General features: G+C 62.9%; 18 protein-coding genes. 13 read left to right on the forward strand and 5 right to left on the reverse strand.

The features are described from left to right. Positions 1-8: 8 nt before the first annotated feature. Entirely contained in the window at positions 9-656 is a 648-nt protein-coding gene (locus J3P86_RS16925; RefSeq protein ID WP_434573230.1) for a LexA family protein, read from the reverse strand. A gap of 129 nt (positions 657-785) precedes the next feature. On the opposite strand from J3P86_RS16925, the gene J3P86_RS16930 reads away from it, so the two are divergent. After that, complete coding sequence (locus J3P86_RS16930; protein ID WP_434629988.1) at positions 786-1,127, forward strand: DUF6124 family protein; 342 nt, start codon at positions 786-788, stop codon at positions 1,125-1,127. Between the two features lie 487 nt (positions 1,128-1,614). Beyond that, positions 1,615-2,766 (forward strand): M14 family metallopeptidase, encoded by a 1,152-nt coding sequence (locus J3P86_RS16935; RefSeq protein WP_434629986.1) that lies wholly within the window; start codon positions 1,615-1,617, stop codon positions 2,764-2,766. 163 nt (positions 2,767-2,929) lie between these two features. Here the strand turns inward: J3P86_RS16935 and J3P86_RS16940 are convergent, their stop codons facing one another. Continuing rightward, positions 2,930-3,466: a cytochrome b gene (locus tag J3P86_RS16940; RefSeq protein WP_434573226.1), complete on the reverse strand. Its 537-nt coding sequence runs from the start codon at positions 3,464-3,466 to the stop codon at positions 2,930-2,932. Further along, a complete protein-coding gene (locus J3P86_RS16945) occupies positions 3,463-4,545 on the reverse strand; it encodes a catalase family peroxidase (RefSeq protein ID WP_434629983.1) in 1,083 nt (360 codons plus the stop codon). Before J3P86_RS16945 ends, J3P86_RS16940 begins: the two co-directional genes overlap by 4 nt. Positions 4,546-4,712: 167 nt before the next feature. Between J3P86_RS16945 and J3P86_RS16950 the strand changes: the two genes are divergently transcribed. Both J3P86_RS16950 and J3P86_RS16955 read left to right on the forward strand, forming a co-directional pair. Continuing rightward, positions 4,713-5,219: a sigma-70 family RNA polymerase sigma factor gene (locus tag J3P86_RS16950; protein WP_434629981.1), complete on the forward strand. Its 507-nt coding sequence runs from the start codon at positions 4,713-4,715 to the stop codon at positions 5,217-5,219. Further along, positions 5,216-5,968 (forward strand): anti-sigma factor family protein, encoded by a 753-nt coding sequence (locus tag J3P86_RS16955; RefSeq protein WP_434629979.1) that lies wholly within the window; start codon positions 5,216-5,218, stop codon positions 5,966-5,968. Before J3P86_RS16950 ends, J3P86_RS16955 begins: the two co-directional genes overlap by 4 nt. Before the next feature lie 152 nt (positions 5,969-6,120). Here the strand turns inward: J3P86_RS16955 and J3P86_RS16960 are convergent, their stop codons facing one another. Then, a complete protein-coding gene (locus tag J3P86_RS16960; protein WP_434629977.1) occupies positions 6,121-6,957 on the reverse strand; it encodes an IclR family transcriptional regulator in 837 nt (278 codons plus the stop codon). 245 nt (positions 6,958-7,202) lie between these two features. Between J3P86_RS16960 and J3P86_RS16965 the strand changes: the two genes are divergently transcribed. From J3P86_RS16965 to J3P86_RS17000, 8 genes are all read left to right on the forward strand, one after another. Then, positions 7,203-8,228, forward strand: a complete 1,026-nt coding sequence (locus tag J3P86_RS16965; RefSeq protein WP_434698478.1) for an ABC transporter ATP-binding protein — start codon at positions 7,203-7,205, stop codon at positions 8,226-8,228. After that, on the forward strand, positions 8,225-9,094 hold the full coding sequence (locus J3P86_RS16970) for an ABC transporter permease (RefSeq protein ID WP_434672380.1): 870 nt from the start codon (positions 8,225-8,227) through the stop codon (positions 9,092-9,094). The genes J3P86_RS16965 and J3P86_RS16970 overlap by 4 nt, the downstream gene beginning before the upstream one ends. Before the next feature lie 6 nt (positions 9,095-9,100). Next, positions 9,101-9,895 (forward strand): ABC transporter permease, encoded by a 795-nt coding sequence (locus J3P86_RS16975; protein WP_434573214.1) that lies wholly within the window; start codon positions 9,101-9,103, stop codon positions 9,893-9,895. A gap of 7 nt (positions 9,896-9,902) precedes the next feature. Next, positions 9,903-10,193: a (2Fe-2S)-binding protein gene (locus tag J3P86_RS16980; RefSeq protein ID WP_434573212.1), complete on the forward strand. Its 291-nt coding sequence runs from the start codon at positions 9,903-9,905 to the stop codon at positions 10,191-10,193. Positions 10,194-10,341: 148 nt separating this feature from the next. After that, positions 10,342-11,697: an FAD-dependent oxidoreductase gene (locus J3P86_RS16985; RefSeq protein ID WP_434698479.1), complete on the forward strand. Its 1,356-nt coding sequence runs from the start codon at positions 10,342-10,344 to the stop codon at positions 11,695-11,697. After that, positions 11,694-12,809: an NAD(P)/FAD-dependent oxidoreductase gene (locus tag J3P86_RS16990; RefSeq protein WP_434698480.1), complete on the forward strand. Its 1,116-nt coding sequence runs from the start codon at positions 11,694-11,696 to the stop codon at positions 12,807-12,809. Before J3P86_RS16985 ends, J3P86_RS16990 begins: the two co-directional genes overlap by 4 nt. Positions 12,810-12,827: 18 nt before the next feature. After that, positions 12,828-13,889: an ABC transporter substrate-binding protein gene (locus tag J3P86_RS16995; protein ID WP_434601258.1), complete on the forward strand. Its 1,062-nt coding sequence runs from the start codon at positions 12,828-12,830 to the stop codon at positions 13,887-13,889. 228 nt (positions 13,890-14,117) lie between these two features. Next, positions 14,118-15,461, forward strand: coding sequence for a leucine-rich repeat-containing protein kinase family protein (locus J3P86_RS17000; RefSeq protein ID WP_434698481.1), 1,344 nt, complete (start codon positions 14,118-14,120; stop codon positions 15,459-15,461). Positions 15,462-15,466: 5 nt separating this feature from the next. Here J3P86_RS17000 and J3P86_RS17005 read toward each other — a convergent pair whose 3' ends face one another. Then, complete coding sequence (locus J3P86_RS17005; protein ID WP_305500095.1) at positions 15,467-16,171, reverse strand: YebC/PmpR family DNA-binding transcriptional regulator; 705 nt, start codon at positions 16,169-16,171, stop codon at positions 15,467-15,469. Positions 16,172-16,390: 219 nt separating this feature from the next. Here J3P86_RS17005 and J3P86_RS17010 point away from each other — a divergent pair, with 219 nt between their 5' ends. Next, complete coding sequence (locus tag J3P86_RS17010) at positions 16,391-17,779, forward strand: type VI secretion system Vgr family protein (RefSeq protein ID WP_434698482.1); 1,389 nt, start codon at positions 16,391-16,393, stop codon at positions 17,777-17,779. The last annotated feature ends 10 nt before the right edge of the window (positions 17,780-17,789 follow it).

Consider the following 17,789-nt stretch of genomic DNA (forward strand, 5'->3'; position numbering starts at 1 on the left):
CGATCCAGTCAGAACCTGATGGTTGCCTGTACGACCACGCCGATGATGCGGCATTGGTCGGTAAACAGGGTTTTCGGATAAGTCGGATTGAGCGGAACCAGGTAACGCTGCCCGCTCTCTTCCATCAGCTTGCGGAAAGTCGCTTCGCTGCTGCCTGGCAATCGGGCAATCACCAGTTTCCCGGGCACCGCTTCGATCGCCGGATCCACCAGGATCGACATGCCCTCGGGAATGCTCAAGCCGCTTGGCGCCGTCATCGCATCCCCCATCACCACCAGCCAGAACGCGTCGCCCCGTGCATGGTAATCCGTCAGCTCATAGCGCGGCTGGCCGTAGTCCGCGACATTCTCTTCGCGAACGAGACCGATGTCGCGCCAGTCACTGACCGGGTAGCGAAAGTACGGGTTGTACTTCTGCGCCAGGGCCATCCCCTCGTCGGTGGAAGTGTCCGGCTCGCGGATCACCATTGCCACCTCGAGGAACTCCAGCCCCAGCTCCTGCAGCACCCGGTTCATGTCTCCAAGACTGGGTTGTCGGCGCTTGGTCAGCCAATGGCCGACCCCACCCTGAGACATCCCCAGACGCTCTGCGAGCACCACTTGCGTGATGTGCTGCTCCTTCATCCTGGCCTTGACCAACTCTATCCATTTATCCATGAGCGGCACGATACGTGGCTGACGCCGTCCAGCAAAACACAAGTTGTAGTATTTAAATTATCGTCACAATTACGCCGAGTACTAAGCTGGGATCAGGATTTCCAAACCCGCACGGAGAAACTCGACATCATGGACAAGCCCAACAACGATGAGCCCGCAGCCCCCTCGAACAACCCATTTTTGTCGCTTCAGGATTGTCCGGCGGCCAAACGCGCCCTGGACCATTACCTGAAACCGGATATTGCCGACAACCCGGCGGAACATCGCTTCTTCGACGTCAACCGAAACATCAGTGGGGAGGAAGCCCTGGTTCATGCTTGCGACCTGCTACGTTGTGCAGCCGCGACCGCCCACGAATCCGCCAGCCGATTGAACGGCCCGAGCCGTGACCTGGCATTTTCGGTGGTGCATATGATCGATCTGGTCAAGGTCATGCTCGACCGGACCCTGGACGGCTATCCGGCACGCTAGTCGCAACGCTTGAATGACGCCGCGAACGCGGGCCACGAGAAATAATTTCCAATTGAGGCAATAAAAACATTTGACTTGCAAATGATAATGATTATTATTGCATCAGCTGGTCGCGAGATCAGTCGATAGCCCAGAGGACCTTAGGTCGGACCTCTGGAATATCTCCTCATCAGGCTAATCACGGTTTTTGACCCGGCTTTTTGCCGGGTCTTTTTTTGCCGATTTTTCGGCTTATGGCTTCAGGCTAATGAAGTCTTTGGATGTTGCTGATTCGATGACGGCGATGATAGCAAACGCACTTCGCTCGCCAAAGCATCTGCGCTGCAACAGAGTGAATGAACGACAGGCAGCACTTGAGAATCATTCAGGGACTGTCTAATCTGCTTAAGCGTCCAGGGAGGGCGCCCCCTTCTTTTCATGGCGCTGATCGTCCCGGTTCGCCCGTCCTGCGTGTAAAGTAACGGCCACCAGATCCTCTACCGGAACCGTGACCGTGGCTAAATCTTCCTTTGATATCAGCGCCAACTTCGACAGTGGCAATATTGACGTCGTGGACATCAGCAACCCGTTGCAGTCGCTGCTGAAAATCAGGCCAGACACCCGTAGCGCGCATTTCCAATGGTTTCATTTCAAGGCCAGTGGCCTGCACGTCGGCCAGGAATATTCCTTCCGCCTGCTCAACGCCAGCCAATCGTCCTACAACAAGGCGTGGACAGGCTACCAAGCCGTAGCGTCCTACGATCATGTCAACTGGTTCCGTATTCCTACGCAATTCGAGGGCGACGCCCTGCGCTTTCATCTGGAAGCCGAACAGCCCCACGCCTGGTTTGCCTATTTCGAACCCTACAGCCGCGGCCGTCACGACTGGCTGATCGAACAGGCGCAGCACAAGGCCGGTACCGAACTGCTGGCGATCGGCAAAAGCGTCGAGGGCCGTGATATTCAATTGCTGCGCAAAGGCAGCGGTGCCGAGGGCCGACGCAAGATCTGGATCATTGCGCAGCAGCACCCCGGCGAGCACATGGCCGAGTGGTTCATGGAAGGAGTAATCGAACGTCTCCAGCATCAGGACGACGCCCAGCTGAACCGTTTGCTCGCCAAGGCCGATCTGTACGTGGTGCCGAACATGAATCCGGATGGCGCGTTCCACGGGCACCTGCGCACTAACGCGATGGGCCAGGACCTCAACCGGGCCTGGCAGAGCGCCAGTCCGCAAATCAGCCCCGAGGTCTATTTCGTACAGCAACAGATGGAAAAGTACGGCGTCGATCTGTTCCTTGATGTCCACGGTGACGAAGAGATACCCCACGTCTTCACTGCCGGTTGCGAAGGCAACCCGGGCTATACGCCGCGCATCGCCGGACTCGAAGAGCGCTTTCGCAGCCACCTCAAGCACCAGACCAAGGACTTCCAGACCGCCCATGGTTACATCCGCGACGAACCGGGTCAGGCTAACATGACCTTGGCCTGCAACGCGGTTGGCCAGAAATATGATTGCCTGTCCCTGACCTTGGAAATGCCGTTCAAGGACCACGACGATCACCCGAACCCACGCACGGGCTGGTCCGGCAGACGCTCAATGCAACTGGGCAAGGACGTGCTGAGCACGGTCGAGGACATCATCGACGAATTGCGCTGATATTCCCCGGCGCCCCGCTCCCCGTGGCGAGGGAGCTTGCTCCCGCTGGGTGGCGTAGCCACCCCGAATGGATTGATGCAGTTTTTCAGACATATCGCGTCAGCCGGTTTTACGACGGCTGCGCCGCCGAGCGGGAGCAAGCTCCCTCGCCACGGGTTACGCGTCAGTCCTTGCCGCGCAACATGCTGCCCAACACCTCATCCCGGCGCACCCACCCATGGAACAGCGCCGCCGCCAAATGCACCAGCACGGTCAGGAACAACAGATAGGCCAGGTAGCCATGGGCCTTGCGCAGCCACGCAAAAGTCTGGGCATCCGCTGGCAGGATGGAGGGCAACCGCAGCGATTCGCTAAGCATCACCGGGTCGCCTGCTGCCGAAATCATGCTCCAGCCCAACAGCGGCAGGATCAGCATCAAGGCGTACAGCAAGACATGCGAGGCCTTGGCCGCCAATACCTGCCACCCCGGCAGATCGGCTGGCAGCGGCGGCGTACGGCGGGTGAAGCGCACCACCAGGCGCACGATCACCAGCAACAGAATCGCGATGCCCAGAGGTTTGTGCAGTTGGAGCAACCATTCGTGGCGCTCGGACACCGAGGCGACCATGCCTGCGCCGATAAACAGCATGGCGATGATCATCAGGGCCATCAGCCAATGCAGCAGCCGAGCCAGCGGTGCGAAGTGTCGAGGGGCGTTCATTGACGGGACTCCTGGGTAGCGGGCAATTGGCTGACTTCGCTGGTGCGCCGCAGATAGGAACTGGCATAGGCTGCCGAGCGGGCGGCCAGCAGCGGATCATCCGAGCCTTCGATGCCACTGGGCAGGATCAGCGGGTCATAGTTGATGTCGCGGCAATCCCCGTTGTCCTGCGCCTGGGCGCGCTCCAGTACCAGGGTACCGGCGTTGAGCGCCTTGCGGTCGCCGGGCCAGGCCTTGCTGGCGTCGTTGACCGGGTCGCCCGGATTGGCCAGGGTAATGTTCAGCTGCCAGCGCAGTGGCCCGGCAGCCAGGCGTTTCGTCAGGTCCTGCTCAAGGAAATCAGCGCCTTGGGGCGGCGTGGTCTGAGCCGCGTCCTGGCTCGTTGGTACTACCGCCCAGCGCACCGCCTGGCGCTCCCCCGAGGGGTTGACCAGATAGAACGCGTTAATCCCGTTATAAGTTTCGGTGGCATAGCTGGCCGAGGGTTTTGCGGTCTTGATCCATTGCAGGAACGGCATCGCCTCGGGATGCGCGGCAAAAAACGCCGGCACCGCCGCCGGATTCGGTTTACCCGTGGCCGGATCCGGCGACTGGGCCTGTTGAAGCTGGAAGAACGCCTCGGGCGTCCCCACCGGGAAAACCGGCATGCTGTTCATGCCCGTGCGCCATTGCTGGCCATCGGACTGGGTAAAACGCAACGCCAGGCTGCGGATCGGCACGCTGCCATCGGGTGCGTAGGGGTTGCCGCTGGGCAGTGCAAAACGACCCACCACCGGCGTCCGCGCATCATTGAACACCTGCGCGCTGGAGTAGGCTCGCGCCTCGCCGCTGTTCTCAAAATAGCCCGCAACGCAGACACCTTTGGAGTGATTGCGCCGAAAACCCGGATGAACCCCGTTATTGGTTTCCAGCACGTTGACCAAGGCCTTGGGCGTCAGTCGTTGCGGGTCCAGGGTACCGTTCACGTAAGCGAATGCCCCGGCCAGCGCGGCGACGACCGCGGCGATGCCGGTCAGGCGCAACGCCAGGCTGGCAGCGCTCAACGGCGGCCGACTCGATTCAGAAGAAGGGTCAACCATTTGCAGACTCCAGGGCACACGGCCATCTGTGGAAAGGACCCGTCAGACGAAAGCCCGACGGGTTTATTCCCACGTCGCGTATTTATTTTTCCTGCGCTGGAATAATCTCGTTCCCGGGTCGTCTTTCCAGTCCCAACCCAGCGATTGCCCAACGAAGCTGCCCGCCCATGAACGAACTCGACGACCAGTTGCGCCTGCTCATCCCACGGCTACGACGTTTTGCCGTGTCGCTGACTCGCAACCCCAGCAATGCCGATGACCTGGTGCAGACATGCCTGGAACGGGCCTTGTCGAAATGGACCGACAAGCGCCCGGACGGCGACCTGCGGGCCTGGCTGTTTTCGATTCTCTACCGGCAGTTCCTCGATGCCCATCGCCGCTCCCGACGTTATGCGCGGATGCTCGAACTGTTCACCGGCCGCGACGATGCGCACCCTTCGGCCGAACGCAGTGTCATCGCCCAATCGTCACTCCAGGCCTTCGATCAACTGCCCACCGAGCAACGTGCGCTGCTGTTATGGGTCTCGGTGGAAGGCTTGAGCTACCAGCAAGTGGCCGACATCCTGGACGTGCCGACGGGCACCGTGATGTCGCGTCTGTCCCGTGCGCGCCAAGCGTTGCGTCAACTCAGCGAAGGCGAAATCGCCCGCCCTGCCCTGCGGATACTCAAATGATCAGCATGCCCCCCAGCGACAGCGACCTGCACGCCTATGTCGATCGCCAGCTCAGCGAAGACGACCAACGCCAGGTGCAGATCTACCTCGACAGCCATCCCGATGTCGCCGCGCGGGTCCGCGGATGGCAGCAAGACACCCAGCAATTGCGCGCGGCCATGAGCGCGGCCCTGCAGCAATCACCCAACCCTGGCCTGGATCCGGCGATCATTCGGCAACGCCTCAGGCACCGGTCCCGACGCCAGCTGGCCAATGCGGCGGTGCTGGTGCTGGCGGTCGGGGTCGGCGGATTCGGCGGATGGCAGGCCCGGCAGATGACCCTGCTCAGCGCCGCAGCGCCCATGGCTGATGCGCTGCAGGCCTATCGCTTGATTGCCCAGCAGGGCGTCCTGCCCGCGGACTACCAGACGGGCGACGAGCAAAGCATGCAAGGCTGGCTCGACCGCTACTTCACCCAGGCCGACCGCTTGCCGGATCTCTCGGCGGCGGGCTTCAAGCCGGTCAGCGGACGATTGCTCAGTACTGACCAAGGCGCCGCTGCGATGGTGGTCTATCAGGACCCGAGCGGCCTGAAGATCAGTTTCTACGTGCGTCCACCTGGCCCGAAAAACTACCTGCTGCCCCGTGGCAGCCGGCGCGACGGTGAATTGCAGGCCGAATACTGGTCCGGGCCGGGATACAACTATGCGATGGTCATCCCGAGTGATATGCCGGCGGCGCAGAAGCTCAAGCAAACCCTGAACTTCTGATCGCCACTGCCGCCTGCGGGCCCCCTGTGGCCCCCTGTGGGAGCGAGCCTGCTCGCGAAGACGGCGTATCTGCCCCGGTGATGTCGACTGGCACACCGCTTTCGCGAGCAGGCTCGCTCCCACAGAGAGTAGCGACGGCCAGCAAGCGCTGCTCACCCCTGCCTGAACACCTGCGAAGGCCTGCGCAGCAGCGGGTCGAACGGGTTGATGCGCGGGCCGATCGCCGCGGCTTCGCGCTTGAGCATCTCCACCACCGTCGGCAGGCGATCCGGCCCGAGCCGGTCGCTGATGGTCGCCACGCTCAGCGCTGCGACGGCCCGGCCTTCACGATCGAGAATGGGCACCGCGACCCCGGCCATGCCTTGCAACACACCCGTGTTGCGTCCGGCGTAGCCCAGTGTCCGCACGTTCTCGACCTCGGTGCGCAGGAAGACTTCATCGTACAAATGAAAATCCTTGAGCCGCGGCAGGTTGTAATGGATCACCGTGTCGCGCTCCTCCTCTGGCAGGAATGCCAGGATCGCCAGGCTGCCCTGCCCCACGCCCAGTGCCACGCGGCCGCCGATGTCACCGGTGAAGGTGCGAATCGGAAACGGCCCCTCGCTGCGATCCAGGCAGATGGCATCGAAACCGCAACGCGCCAGCAGAAACAGCGAATCCCCCAGCGACGCCGACAGCCGCAACATGGCGGGCCTGGCCAGTTCACGCAGGTTACCGGTATTGCCGGCGCGGGCAGCCAGGGCAAAGAAGTCCAGGCTGAGCCGATAGCGTTTGCTGCGCGCATCCTGCTCGACCATGCCCTCGTCCATCAGGTTGCGCAGCAAGCGGTGCGTGGTCGGCTGGGACAGGCCGATGCGCTGGGCCAGTTGCGTCACGCGCTCACCGCCTTCAACGGTCTCGCCCAGGCTGCGCAGCACCGCGAACAGCCGTGAGACCGAGCCGACCCCAACTTCACCTTTTTCTAAATTCCGCTCAGTGGAATAAGGCATGTCATTTCTCTTCAGATAGTTTACTCACCGGATGAAACTGAAAATAGTTGTCGTCTCAGTGAAATAGTCCATTGAGCCCATCCTATTCTTCGTCCTACTCTGCGTCCATACAGGGGCGATTCGAACAACAGCGGCAGCCGACTTGATCTCGAGCGCCAACGCACCCCGCGACATCCTTTCGTATCTGCCCATACAAAAAAGCGCGCCTCGCGGCGACGCATAACAATCTCAGGTGGAGCGCAGTCATGGCTTTCGTGCAACTTGAAAACTTGAGCAAACGTTATGGCGACCTCGACGCCGTGGTCGCCACCAACCTCTCGGTGGAAAAAGGCGAGTTCGTCTCCCTGCTGGGGCCATCAGGTTGCGGCAAGACCACGACCCTGCAAATGATCGCCGGCTTCGTCGAAGCCAGCAGCGGGCGCATCCTCCTCGACAGTCGCGACATCACTCACGCCAAGCCGGCCAGCCGGGGCCTGGGCGTGGTGTTCCAGAGCTACGCGCTGTTCCCCCACATGACCGTCAAGGACAACGTTGCCTTCGGCTTGCGTATGCGCAAAGTGCCGAGCACCGAATTGCAGACACGGGTCGATCGGGTACTCAAGCTGGTGCGCCTCGACCAGCACGCCGAGCGCTACCCGCGTGAACTCTCCGGCGGCCAGCGCCAGCGCGTGGCTTTGGCCCGGGCGCTGGTGATCGAACCGCCGGTGCTGCTACTCGACGAACCGTTGTCCAACCTCGACGCCAACCTGCGCGAGGAGATGCAGTTCGAGATCCGCCGCATCCAGCGCGAGGTCGGCATCACTACGTTGATGGTGACGCATGACCAGTCCGAGGCGCTGTCGATCAGCGACCGGGTGGTGGTGATGCAGGCCGGGCGCATCACCCAGATCGACGCGCCCTACACGCTTTATGAACACCCGCGCACCGAGTTCATTTCCGGTTTTGTCGGCAAAGCCAACCTGCTCCCGGGCCAGCGGGACAGCGCCGGCGTCGTGCAAGTCTTTGGCGCCGGTCAAGGCGAGCTGACCCTGAGCCTGCGCCCGGAGAAAATCGATCTGTGCGCCGCCGGCGCGGGGCGGCTGCAAGGCACTGTCACCAGCCGTTTTTTCCTCGGCAGCCAGTGGCTGTACGGCGTCGACACCAACCTGGGCGAGCTCAGCGTGGTGCGCCGCAACGACGGCTCGGCGCCCCTGACCGAAGGCACCGCCGTCGGCCTGGACTGGGATCCGGCGCTGCTGCGGGTGCTGAGCGTGGACGAGGTGTCGGCATGAAGCTGATGGATGCCATCAAGCGCGGCCGCCAGGGTTACCTGATGTCGGCCCCGGCCCTGGCCTTGTACCTGAGCCTGCTGGTCATTCCCCTCGGGTTGACGCTGGTGTTGTCGTTCAACGTCTTCGACTACGGCTCGGGGATCAACAGCGAGGCCTACACGTTCGAGCATTACACCAGCCTGCTGGGCGATCCGTACTTTTATGAAATCTTCCTGCGCACGTTGTGGATCAGCGCCCTGACCACCGTGCTCTGCGTGCTGATCGGCGTGCCCGAGGCCTACATTCTCAGCCGCATGGGCGCGCCTTGGCGCTCGATTTTCCTGATTCTGATCCTCACGCCGCTGTTGATCTCGGTGGTGGTGCGGGCCTTCGGCTGGAGCCTGCTGCTCGGCGCCGACGGCCTGGTCAACCAGACCTTGCAGGCCCTTGGCGGCTCGCCGATGAAGCTGCTCTACACGCCGTTTGCCGTGGTCATCGCCCTGGTCCATGTGATGTTGCCGTTCATGATCATTCCGGTGTGGACTTCGTTGCAGAAACTTGACCCGGCCGCCGAACAGGCCGCGCTGTCCCTGGGCGCGAGCCAGTTCACGGTGATCCGCAAGGTCGTGTTGCCGCAGATCATGCCCGGCGTGCTGTCTGGCACCCTGATTGTGTTCGGCCTCGCCGCCAGTTCCTTCGCGATACCCGGCCTGCTCGGCGGGCGGCGCTTGAAGATGGTCGCCACGCTGATCTACGACCAGTACCTGTCGGAACTCAACTGGCCCATGGGCGCGGCCATTGCCGTCGCGCTGCTGCTGCTCAACCTGCTGATCATGCTCTCGTGGAACCGCATGATCGAAGGCCGCTACAAGAAATCATTGGGGTAATTCTTCATGTCCAGGAACGGTCCTTTCGCCCTGTTGTTTCACGCCCTGGTCGTGGTGTTCATGCTGGCGCCACTGGTGGTGGTCTGCCTGGTGGCCTTCACCCCGGAAAACACCCTGAGCCTGCCCACCACGGAGTTTTCCCTGCGCTGGTTCCGTGCCGTGTTCGAGCGCGCGGATTTTGTCGATGCGTTCTACAACAGCCTGGTCCTGGCGTTCTGCGCGGCGTCGCTGGCGACATTGATTGCGGTGCCGGCGGCACTGGCAATCACCCGGCTGGAGTTTCCTGGCCGGGATTTTTTCAATGGTCTGTTCCTGTCGCCGATCATTATTCCGCACCTGGTGCTGGGCGTCGCGTTACTGCGCCTGTTTGCGTTGATGGGCGTGAACGGCAGTTTTACCTGGCTGATCTTCGCCCACGTGCTGGTGATCACGCCCTATGTGCTGCGCCTGGTGCTGGCGTCGGCCATCGGCCTGGACCGCAGCGCCGAACAGGCTGCGCAATCGCTGGGCGCGGGGCGCTTCACCCTGTTCCGGCAGATCACCTTGCCGATGATTCTGCCGGGCGTGGCCGGAGGCTGGTTGCTGGCGTTCATCAATAGCTTCGATGAAGTCACGCTGTCGATCTTCGTCACCTCGCCGGCCACGCAAACCCTGCCGGTGCGCATGTATGTGTACGCCACCGAATCCATCGACCCGATGATGGCGGCGGTGTCGGCGCTGGTTATCGGGCTGACTGCATTGACGATGATTTTGCTCGACCGGGTCTATGGCCTGGATCGGGTCCTGGTGGGCAAACAATGAGGGCGCCATGGCTCTGCTGAAACGACTGGCCGAGCGCGATCGCCCGGCCCTGGACTTCACGCTCGACGGCTTGCCTGCCAGCGGTCTGCTCGGCGATACCGTGCTGACCGCCGTGCTGACCTGCGCTGAGCACTTGCGCGGCAGCGACTTCAGTGCGGAGCCCCGGGCCGGTTTCTGCCTGATGGGCGCCTGCCAGGATTGCTGGGTCCGATTGGGCGACGGTCGCCGCGTGCGCGCCTGCTCGACGCTGCTCGAAGCCGGCCAGCAGATCAGCCGCGAACCGGGGCGCAAGGTATGAATGACTTTGGCAGACGCGGCCTCTTCGCGAGCAGGCTCGCTCCCACAGAAGAGCCGGCATCATCACAACCCCATTGTGGGAGCGAGCCTGCTCGCGAAGGCGGCATCAGCCACTCCACCGGTCTCCAAGCATCGCCAGCGAGGTGGCCATGAACCCCATAGCCATCATCGGCGCCGGCCCCGCCGGCATCCGCGCTGCGCAAACCCTGATTGCCCATGGCGTGTACCCGGTCCTGCTGGACGAGGCGGCACGCGGCGGCGGGCAGATCTACCGGCGCCAGCCGGCCAACTTCACGCGCACGCCGAACCAGCTCTATGGCTTCGAAGCGCACAAGGCCAGCGCCCTCCACCAGACCGTGGATGAATTGCGCGAGCAGATCGACTATCGCCCCGACACGCTGGTGTGGAACGCCGAGGGCGGGCTGCTGGATACCTTGCATGAAGGCCGCGCCGCGCGCCTGGCGTATGCCAGCGTGATCGTCGCGACGGGCGCCACCGACCGGATCCTGCCGGTCCCTGGCTGGACGCTGCCCGGGGTGTACAGCCTGGGCGCGGCGCAAATCGCCCTGAAGTTCCAGGGCTGCGCCATCGGCGAGCGAGTGGTGTTCGCCGGCAGCGGGCCGTTGTTGTATCTGGTGGCGTACCAATACGCCAAGGCCGGCGCCCATGTCGTCGCGGTGCTCGACAGCTCCCCCTTGAGCGCCCAGGCCCGCGCCCTGCCCGGCCTGCTCGCACAACCGGCCACCCTCGCCAAAGGCCTCTATTACCGCGCCTGGCTCACAGCCCACGGCATCGCCGTGCAGCAAGGCGCCAGCCTTTCGCGCATCGACGGCGAACGCCGGGTGCAGTCGTTGTCATGGCAAAACGGAAAAGGCCAGCACCGGCTCGATTGCGATGCGGTGGCCTTCGCCCACGGCTTGCGCAGCGAAACCCAACTGGCCGACCTGCTCGGTTGTGAGTTTGCCTGGAACCCGCTCAACCGAGCGTGGCTGCCGCAGCGCGACCGCGCCGGGCGCAGCAGCTCTCCAGGGGTCTACCTGGCCGGCGATGGCGCCGGGATCATGGGCGCCGATGCCGCCGAAATGGCCGGCGAACGGGCAGCCCTGGCATTGCTCGAAGATCTCGGTTACCAGATCGACCCGCAACGCTGCGCCCAGCTGGAACAATCCCTCGAACGCATCGGCCGTTTCCGGCAAGGCCTGGAGCGCGCCTTTGCGTTTCCCGAGGACTGGGCGGACCGCGCCGCTGATGGGCTGATGATTTGCCGCTGCGAAGAAGTCAGCGTCGGTGACATCCGGCAAATCGTCGATGAAGGCCACTGGGAGATCAACCGGGTCAAGGCCCATTGCCGGGTCGGCATGGGCCGCTGCCAGGGGCGGATGTGCGGTGCCGCGGCGGCGGAAATCATCGCTCGGGAAAGTGGACGCAACATTCAGGAAATCGGCCGTCTGCGGGCACAGGCGCCGATCAAGCCGGTCCCGTTTGGCCTGGAGGTCGAGTCATGATCGAGGTGGATGCGCTGATCATCGGCGGCGGTATCGTCGGCGCCTCGGCGGCGTTGTTCCTGAGCCAGGCCGGGCGGAGCGTGGCGCTGCTGGAGCGGGACTTCTGCGGTTCGCATTCCAGTGGCGTGAATTACGGCGGCGTACGGCGCCAGGGGCGGCCATTGTCGCAACTGCCGTTGTCGCAACGCGCGCATGAGATCTGGGCGCGATTGCCGCAACTGATCGGCATCGACGGTGAGTATCAGCGTAGCGGTCATCTGAAGCTGGCCCGCAGCCTCGATGACCTGCGTGCGTTGCATGATTATGCCGCGAGCAGTCATGGCTTCGGCCTGGATCTGCAATTGCTGGATCGCGATCAACTGCGCAGGCGGTTTCCCTGGGTCGGCGACGTCGCGGTCGGCGCCTCGCTGTGCCCGGGCGACGGTCACGCCAATCCGCGCCTGGTCTCGCCGGCATTTGCCCAGGCGGCTCGCAGGCATGGCGCAAAGGTTTACGAACAATGCCAGGTCAGCCAGGTGACGCACGACGGCCAGCGCTTTGTCGTGCGCACCGAGACAGGCCTTGAGCTGCGCGCGCCGTGGCTGCTGAACTGCGCCGGGGCCTGGGCGAGTCGGTTCGCCGCGCAGTTTGGCGAGGCCGTACCGATGCACGCCGGGCACCCGGCCATGCTGGTCACCGAGCCGCTGCCGGTCGTGATGGACGCCAGCACTGGCGTAGAAGGCGGCGGCATTTATGCGCGCCAGGTCGCCCGGGGCAATTGCGTGTTGGGTGGCGGCCAGGGTTTCGCCCTCGATGACGCCCGCGCCCGCCCCGGCCAGAACGCCGTCATCGAGATCCTGCGCCAGGCCGTCGAACTCTACCCTTTCCTGGAGGGCGCCCAGGCGATTCGTACCTGGAGCGGCACCGAAGGTTACCTGCCCGATCGCCAACCGGTGATCGGCCCGAGCAGTACCCAGTCCGGCCTGTTGCATGCGTTCGGCTTTGCCGGCGCCGGTTTCCAGATCGGCCCGGCGGTGGGCCAGGCGCTCACTGAGATCATCTGCTGCGGCGCCTCAACCACGCCGCTGGATGCGTTTTCCATCACTCGGTTTCACTCCATCTCCGTTGCTTGATAGAGGAAGGTCGCGCCAATGAATAACGTCAAACGCAGTGCACTGTTCGGTTTCTGCTCGCTGGGCTCCGCTTGCCTGGGCGCCCTGCTCCCGGTCACCCAGGCGTTGGCCGAACCGACGCTTTACCTGGGCATGAACGGCGGCACCATGGAGCGGCTGTATGCCGACAAGGTCCTGCCGGCCTTTGAGAAAGCCAACAACGTCAAGGTGGTGATCGTGCCAGGCACCTCGGCCGACATCCTCGCCAAGGTCCAGGCCAGCAAGGGCAACCCGCAGATGCACGTGATGTTCCTCGACGATGGCATCATGTACCGCGCCATCGCCATGGGGCTGTGCGACAAGCTTGAAGACAGCCCGCCCCTGGCGCAGATTCCGGCCAAGGGCCGGATCAAGGACCAGGCCGTAGCTGTCAGCCTCGGGGTCACCGGGCTTGCTTACAACACGCGGCTGTTCAAGGAAAAAGGCTGGAACACACCCACCTCGTGGATGGACCTGGCCGATCCGCGGTTCAAGGACAAGGTGGTGTTCCAGTCCATGGCGTCGTCAACCTTCGGCCTGCACGGTTTCCTGATGTTCAACCGGATCCAGGGCGGCAGCGAAACCGACGTCGAACCGGGTTTCAAGGCCTGGCCGAACACGATCGGGCGCAACGTGCTGGAGTACATTCCCAGCTCGGCGAAAATCTCCGAAATGCTGCAAACCGACGAAGCCGCGCTGTTCCCGCTGACGCCGACCCAGGTGACCGCCTTGAAACTCAAGGGCATGCCAGTCGAGTATGCACAACCGAAGGAAGGCGCAGTGGTGCTCAACGTCGCGGAATGCGCGGTGGCCCACAACAGCGAACCCGAACTCGCGCAGAAACTTGCCGCGTTCCTGCTGACGCCTGAAGCCCAGGCCATTGCCCTGGAGGAAGGCGACCAGATCCCGTCCAACCCCAACACCCCGACCACCGACAAGACTCGTGGCCAGGTGGAAGCGATGAAGCAATACCTGGAAACCGCGATCGCGGTGGATTGGGACCAGGTCAATGAGCAACGTCCGGCCTGGAACGCGCGGTGGAATCGCAGCATCGAGCGCTAGGCCTGAAGGGTATCCAGCGGAGCTGTGGCGAGGGGATTTATCCCCGCTGGGTTGCGAAGCAACCCTGTCTCTCACGCGGTGTGCCAGATTCATCGCGTGGTTTTTGGGGTTGCCATGCAACCCAGCGGGGATAAATCCCCTCGCCACAGGGTTTCATCCGGGGCTGATAGTTGGTTAACTGTCAGGCCACGGGCGCAACGCCCGCCTTGATCAACAGCGACCCCGCCCATGCACACCCTCACCCAACTGCGTACCGGCCAGCTGTCAGGCATTACCCGACTGAAGCTTTCGTGCGGCCTGACGGAGTTTCCCCGGGAAATTTTCAACCTGGCGGACTCCCTCGAAATTCTCGACCTGAGCGGCAACCAGCTCGATACGCTGCCCGACGACCTGTATCGGCTGCCGCACCTGCGCGTGCTGTTCTGCTCCGACAACCACTTCACTGAATTGCCCGAATGCCTGGGACGCTGCAGCGCGTTGACCATGATCGGCTTCAAGGCCAACCGCATCGAACACGTGACCGCTCAGGCTTTGCCGCCACTGCTGCGCTGGCTGATCCTGACCGATAACCGCGTCAGCCAGTTGCCGGATGAACTGGGCCATCGCCCGCACCTGCAAAAGCTGATGCTGGCGGGCAATCGTCTTCAGCAACTGCCCGAGAGCCTCGCCCAGTGTCATCGCCTCGAATTGCTGCGCATCGCCGCCAATCAACTGACCGAATTGCCGTCCTGGTTGTTGGAGCTGCCTAGCCTCAGTTGGCTGGCCTACGCCGGGAATCCCTTGGAAGCCCAGGCCGAGGCCGCCGCGCTGCATGCCGCCACGCCTGTCGACTGGCTGCAACTGAGATTGCAACACACTCTCGGCGAAGGTGCTTCGGGGGTGATTCATCAAGCGCTGTGGCAAGCACCGGGCCGCCCCGCGCGAAACGTCGCGGTCAAGCTGTACAAAGGCCAGATGACCAGCGATGGCTCGCCACTGCATGAAATGCATGCCTGCATCACAGCCGGCAAGCATCCTAACCTGATCGAAGTATTGGGCCAGGTCAGCGGTCATCCCGAGCAGCAGATCGGGCTGGTGATGGCCCTGATCGGACCCGATTGCCGCAACCTGGCCGGGCTGCCGAGCCTGGCGTCCTGCACCCGCGACGTCTACGACGACGAGCTGCGGCTGAGCGCAGCGGCGGCCTTGCGCATCGCCCAAGGCGTTGCGTCGGTGGCGGCGCACCTGCATCGCCAGGGCATCACCCATGGGGATCTGTACGGCCACAATATCCTCTGCAACGACCAGGGCGATTGCCTGCTCGGTGACTTCGGCGCGGCGTCTTTCCATGCCACGGCTGACACGCCGCAAACGCGCGCCCTGCAACGCATCGAGGTGCGGGCGTTCGGGATTCTGCTGGGGGAGTTGCTGGCGCGGATCGAGCCGGCGCTCGCGGATGAGACGCTTGAGCGGTTGCGACAGCTGGAGACGCGCTGCTGTCAGCCGGACGTACTGGCGCGGCCGGGGTTTGACGAGATAGCTGGCTTGTTCGGCGACCGTGGCGAGGGAGCTGCCTCCCTCACCACAAGGTAAGTCGCTTAACCGGCCAGGCCGACAAACATGTCCTGCACATCGTCATGGTTGTCGAGGCCTTCCAGGAACGCCTCGACTTCGGCCATCTGCTCGTCGCTCAGGCCGCTGACCGGGTTTTTCGGCTGATAGCCCAATTTGGCCGACAACACGGTGAAACCCTGCTCCGGCAACGCTTTCTGAACGGCGTCAAGGTCGGCAGGTTCGGTGATGAAAAGCGTCGCCCCGTCTTCGCCCGGCTCGAAATCCTGGGCACCGGCCTCGATGGCGGCCATTTCCGGATCGGCGTCAGGGCTGTCCGGCGCAGCTTCGATCATGCCGACATGGTTGAAATCCCAGGCGACCGAACCGGAAGCACCCAACTGGCCCTTGCGGAACGCGACACGGATTTCGGCGACGGTACGGTTGATGTTGTCGGTCACACACTCAACGATCAGCGGCACCTGATGGGGCGCGAACCCTTCGTAGGTCACGCGATGATACTGAACGGTTTCACCGAGCTGGCCGGAGCCTTTCTTGATCGCGCGCTCCAGGGTCTCGCGGGGCATCGAGGCCTTTTTCGCCTGTTCAACCACCAGGCGCAGGTGCGCATTGGTAGCGACATCGGCGCCGTTACGCGCCGCGATGGTGATCTCCTTCACCAGCTTGCCGAAAATCTTGCCTTTGGCGTTGGCAGCCGCTTCTTTGTGTTTAACCTTCCACTGTGCGCCCATTACTCACTCTCTTGTCTGACGCGCCGAGACATCTGCCGGCCGGCGCTGTGGCGCCAAGTTTATACGGCCTAAACCGGCTGATCGACCAAAAAATCGCGCTGGCCGGATCGACATTTTCACAATCTGATGTAGGGAATTTCTGAAAGTGCCGTTCGGGTACACGTTAGTGCACAGCGGTTTCGTACCCTCAGCGCCCTCTCCCAGTAAATAAGAGCTGCGATGCGCAACGACACGGATTATTCCTTCAGCCTCACACTCACCGAAAGCAACCTGCAGCTTCACGTCCAGAGATTTGGCGGCCGAGAAGCCCTCAACCAACCTTTTCGGTTCGACCTCGACTTGCTCGGCCTGACGCCGCCGATCGACCTCGATATCATTCTCGGCCAACAGGCGTTCCTGCACCTCAGTGCCGAGTCGGGCGTGCATGGGATCATCGCCAGCGTCAGCCTGACCTCCCATTCCCGGCAATGCGTAGGCTACCGCCTGACGCTGGTGCCTTACCTGCAGAGGCTGGAGCAGAGTCCGCGACGCCGGGTCTTTGGCCGACTCAGCGCAGTCCAGGTGCTGCAACACTTGCTGGAAGAACACCAACTGCCCACCCACAGTTACCGGTTTGAATTGCCACACGGGCACTACCCATGCCGGCCGTTCTGTGTCCAATACGACGAAAGCGACCTCGAACTGTTGCAACGGCTGTGTGAGGAAGAAGGCATCCACTATCACTTCGAGCACGCCCCTACCGGCCATGTGCTGGTATTTGCCGAAGAGGCGACAAGTTTCCCTGATCAGCCGGTCGGGTTGAACCTGCATCAGGAGGAAGGCCAACCGGCCGTTGAGCGCCTGTATCAGCGCCATCACCTGACGCCACCTCTGTTGCCGGCCAACGCCAGGGATCGGGCGTTGGCCGGGGTTTCTGAAACCTCGGCAGCCAACCACCCTTTCACCCCCACGCTGGAGGCGGCCTGGACCAACGTTGCGCAAGCCCAACAGGCAGGTCGCCGTACCCTCGAGCGGCTGCGCTGCACGCAAAGGGAAATCCACGGCCAGAGCAGCCAACCGACTTTGCGCAGTGCCTCCATCGTGCAGATCGGTGGCCATCCGATATCTACGTTCAACGATCAATGGTTAATTTCCGAGATCAAGCATCGCGGGCGACAGCCGTCGATCCTCGAAGCCCCATCTTCCTCTCCTGCGTCGCAACACTATCACAATCGGTTCCTGGCCATTCCCTGGTCCACTGTGTTCAGGCCAGCCCTCAAGCACCCAAAGCCGCGCATCGCCGGCAGTCATCTTGCCTATGTGCACGGTCAGCATGGGCATGACCAGGTAAACGTCAGCCTTTGGACCCCGGAGGGCGAAGTCATCACATTGCCTCTGTCGCGGTTGACCTTGCATGACTGCCAGGCGCCGCCGGCTGGCAGCCTGGTGCTGGTGACTTTTCTCGACGGCGATCCCGACAGGCCAGTGCTATGCCCAGGAATATTCAGCCTCCCGGGCTCCGGCGCCGGCGACCTCGGCGGGTCAATCGTTGGCCCCTCAACGCCGCCCTGTCGTGATGCGGGGTTATTGCTGGACTGGCTGCTGAACCGCCCTGACCCCATCGCTTGAACGCGCGGAT

The organism is Pseudomonas sp. D1-1, from assembly GCF_051132225.1.
GTDB lineage: Bacteria > Pseudomonadota > Gammaproteobacteria > Pseudomonadales > Pseudomonadaceae > Aquipseudomonas.

Coding starts and splice junctions, on each gene's coding strand:
- J3P86_RS16925 (WP_434573230.1), bottom strand. CDS start 656: ATGGATAAATGGATAGAGTTGGTCAAGGCCAGGATGAAGGAGCAGCAC.
- J3P86_RS16930 (WP_434629988.1), top strand. CDS start 786: ATGGACAAGCCCAACAACGATGAGCCCGCAGCCCCCTCGAACAACCCA.
- J3P86_RS16940 (WP_434573226.1), bottom strand. CDS start 3,466: ATGAACGCCCCTCGACACTTCGCACCGCTGGCTCGGCTGCTGCATTGG.
- J3P86_RS16945 (WP_434629983.1), bottom strand. CDS start 4,545: ATGGTTGACCCTTCTTCTGAATCGAGTCGGCCGCCGTTGAGCGCTGCC.
- J3P86_RS16950 (WP_434629981.1), top strand. CDS start 4,713: ATGAACGAACTCGACGACCAGTTGCGCCTGCTCATCCCACGGCTACGA.
- J3P86_RS16955 (WP_434629979.1), top strand. CDS start 5,216: ATGATCAGCATGCCCCCCAGCGACAGCGACCTGCACGCCTATGTCGAT.
- J3P86_RS16960 (WP_434629977.1), bottom strand. CDS start 6,957: ATGCCTTATTCCACTGAGCGGAATTTAGAAAAAGGTGAAGTTGGGGTC.
- J3P86_RS16965 (WP_434698478.1), top strand. CDS start 7,203: ATGGCTTTCGTGCAACTTGAAAACTTGAGCAAACGTTATGGCGACCTC.
- J3P86_RS16970 (WP_434672380.1), top strand. CDS start 8,225: ATGAAGCTGATGGATGCCATCAAGCGCGGCCGCCAGGGTTACCTGATG.
- J3P86_RS16975 (WP_434573214.1), top strand. CDS start 9,101: ATGTCCAGGAACGGTCCTTTCGCCCTGTTGTTTCACGCCCTGGTCGTG.
- J3P86_RS16980 (WP_434573212.1), top strand. CDS start 9,903: ATGGCTCTGCTGAAACGACTGGCCGAGCGCGATCGCCCGGCCCTGGAC.
- J3P86_RS16985 (WP_434698479.1), top strand. CDS start 10,342: ATGAACCCCATAGCCATCATCGGCGCCGGCCCCGCCGGCATCCGCGCT.
- J3P86_RS16990 (WP_434698480.1), top strand. CDS start 11,694: ATGATCGAGGTGGATGCGCTGATCATCGGCGGCGGTATCGTCGGCGCC.
- J3P86_RS16995 (WP_434601258.1), top strand. CDS start 12,828: ATGAATAACGTCAAACGCAGTGCACTGTTCGGTTTCTGCTCGCTGGGC.
- J3P86_RS17000 (WP_434698481.1), top strand. CDS start 14,118: ATGCACACCCTCACCCAACTGCGTACCGGCCAGCTGTCAGGCATTACC.
- J3P86_RS17005 (WP_305500095.1), bottom strand. CDS start 16,171: ATGGGCGCACAGTGGAAGGTTAAACACAAAGAAGCGGCTGCCAACGCC.
- J3P86_RS17010 (WP_434698482.1), top strand. CDS start 16,391: ATGCGCAACGACACGGATTATTCCTTCAGCCTCACACTCACCGAAAGC.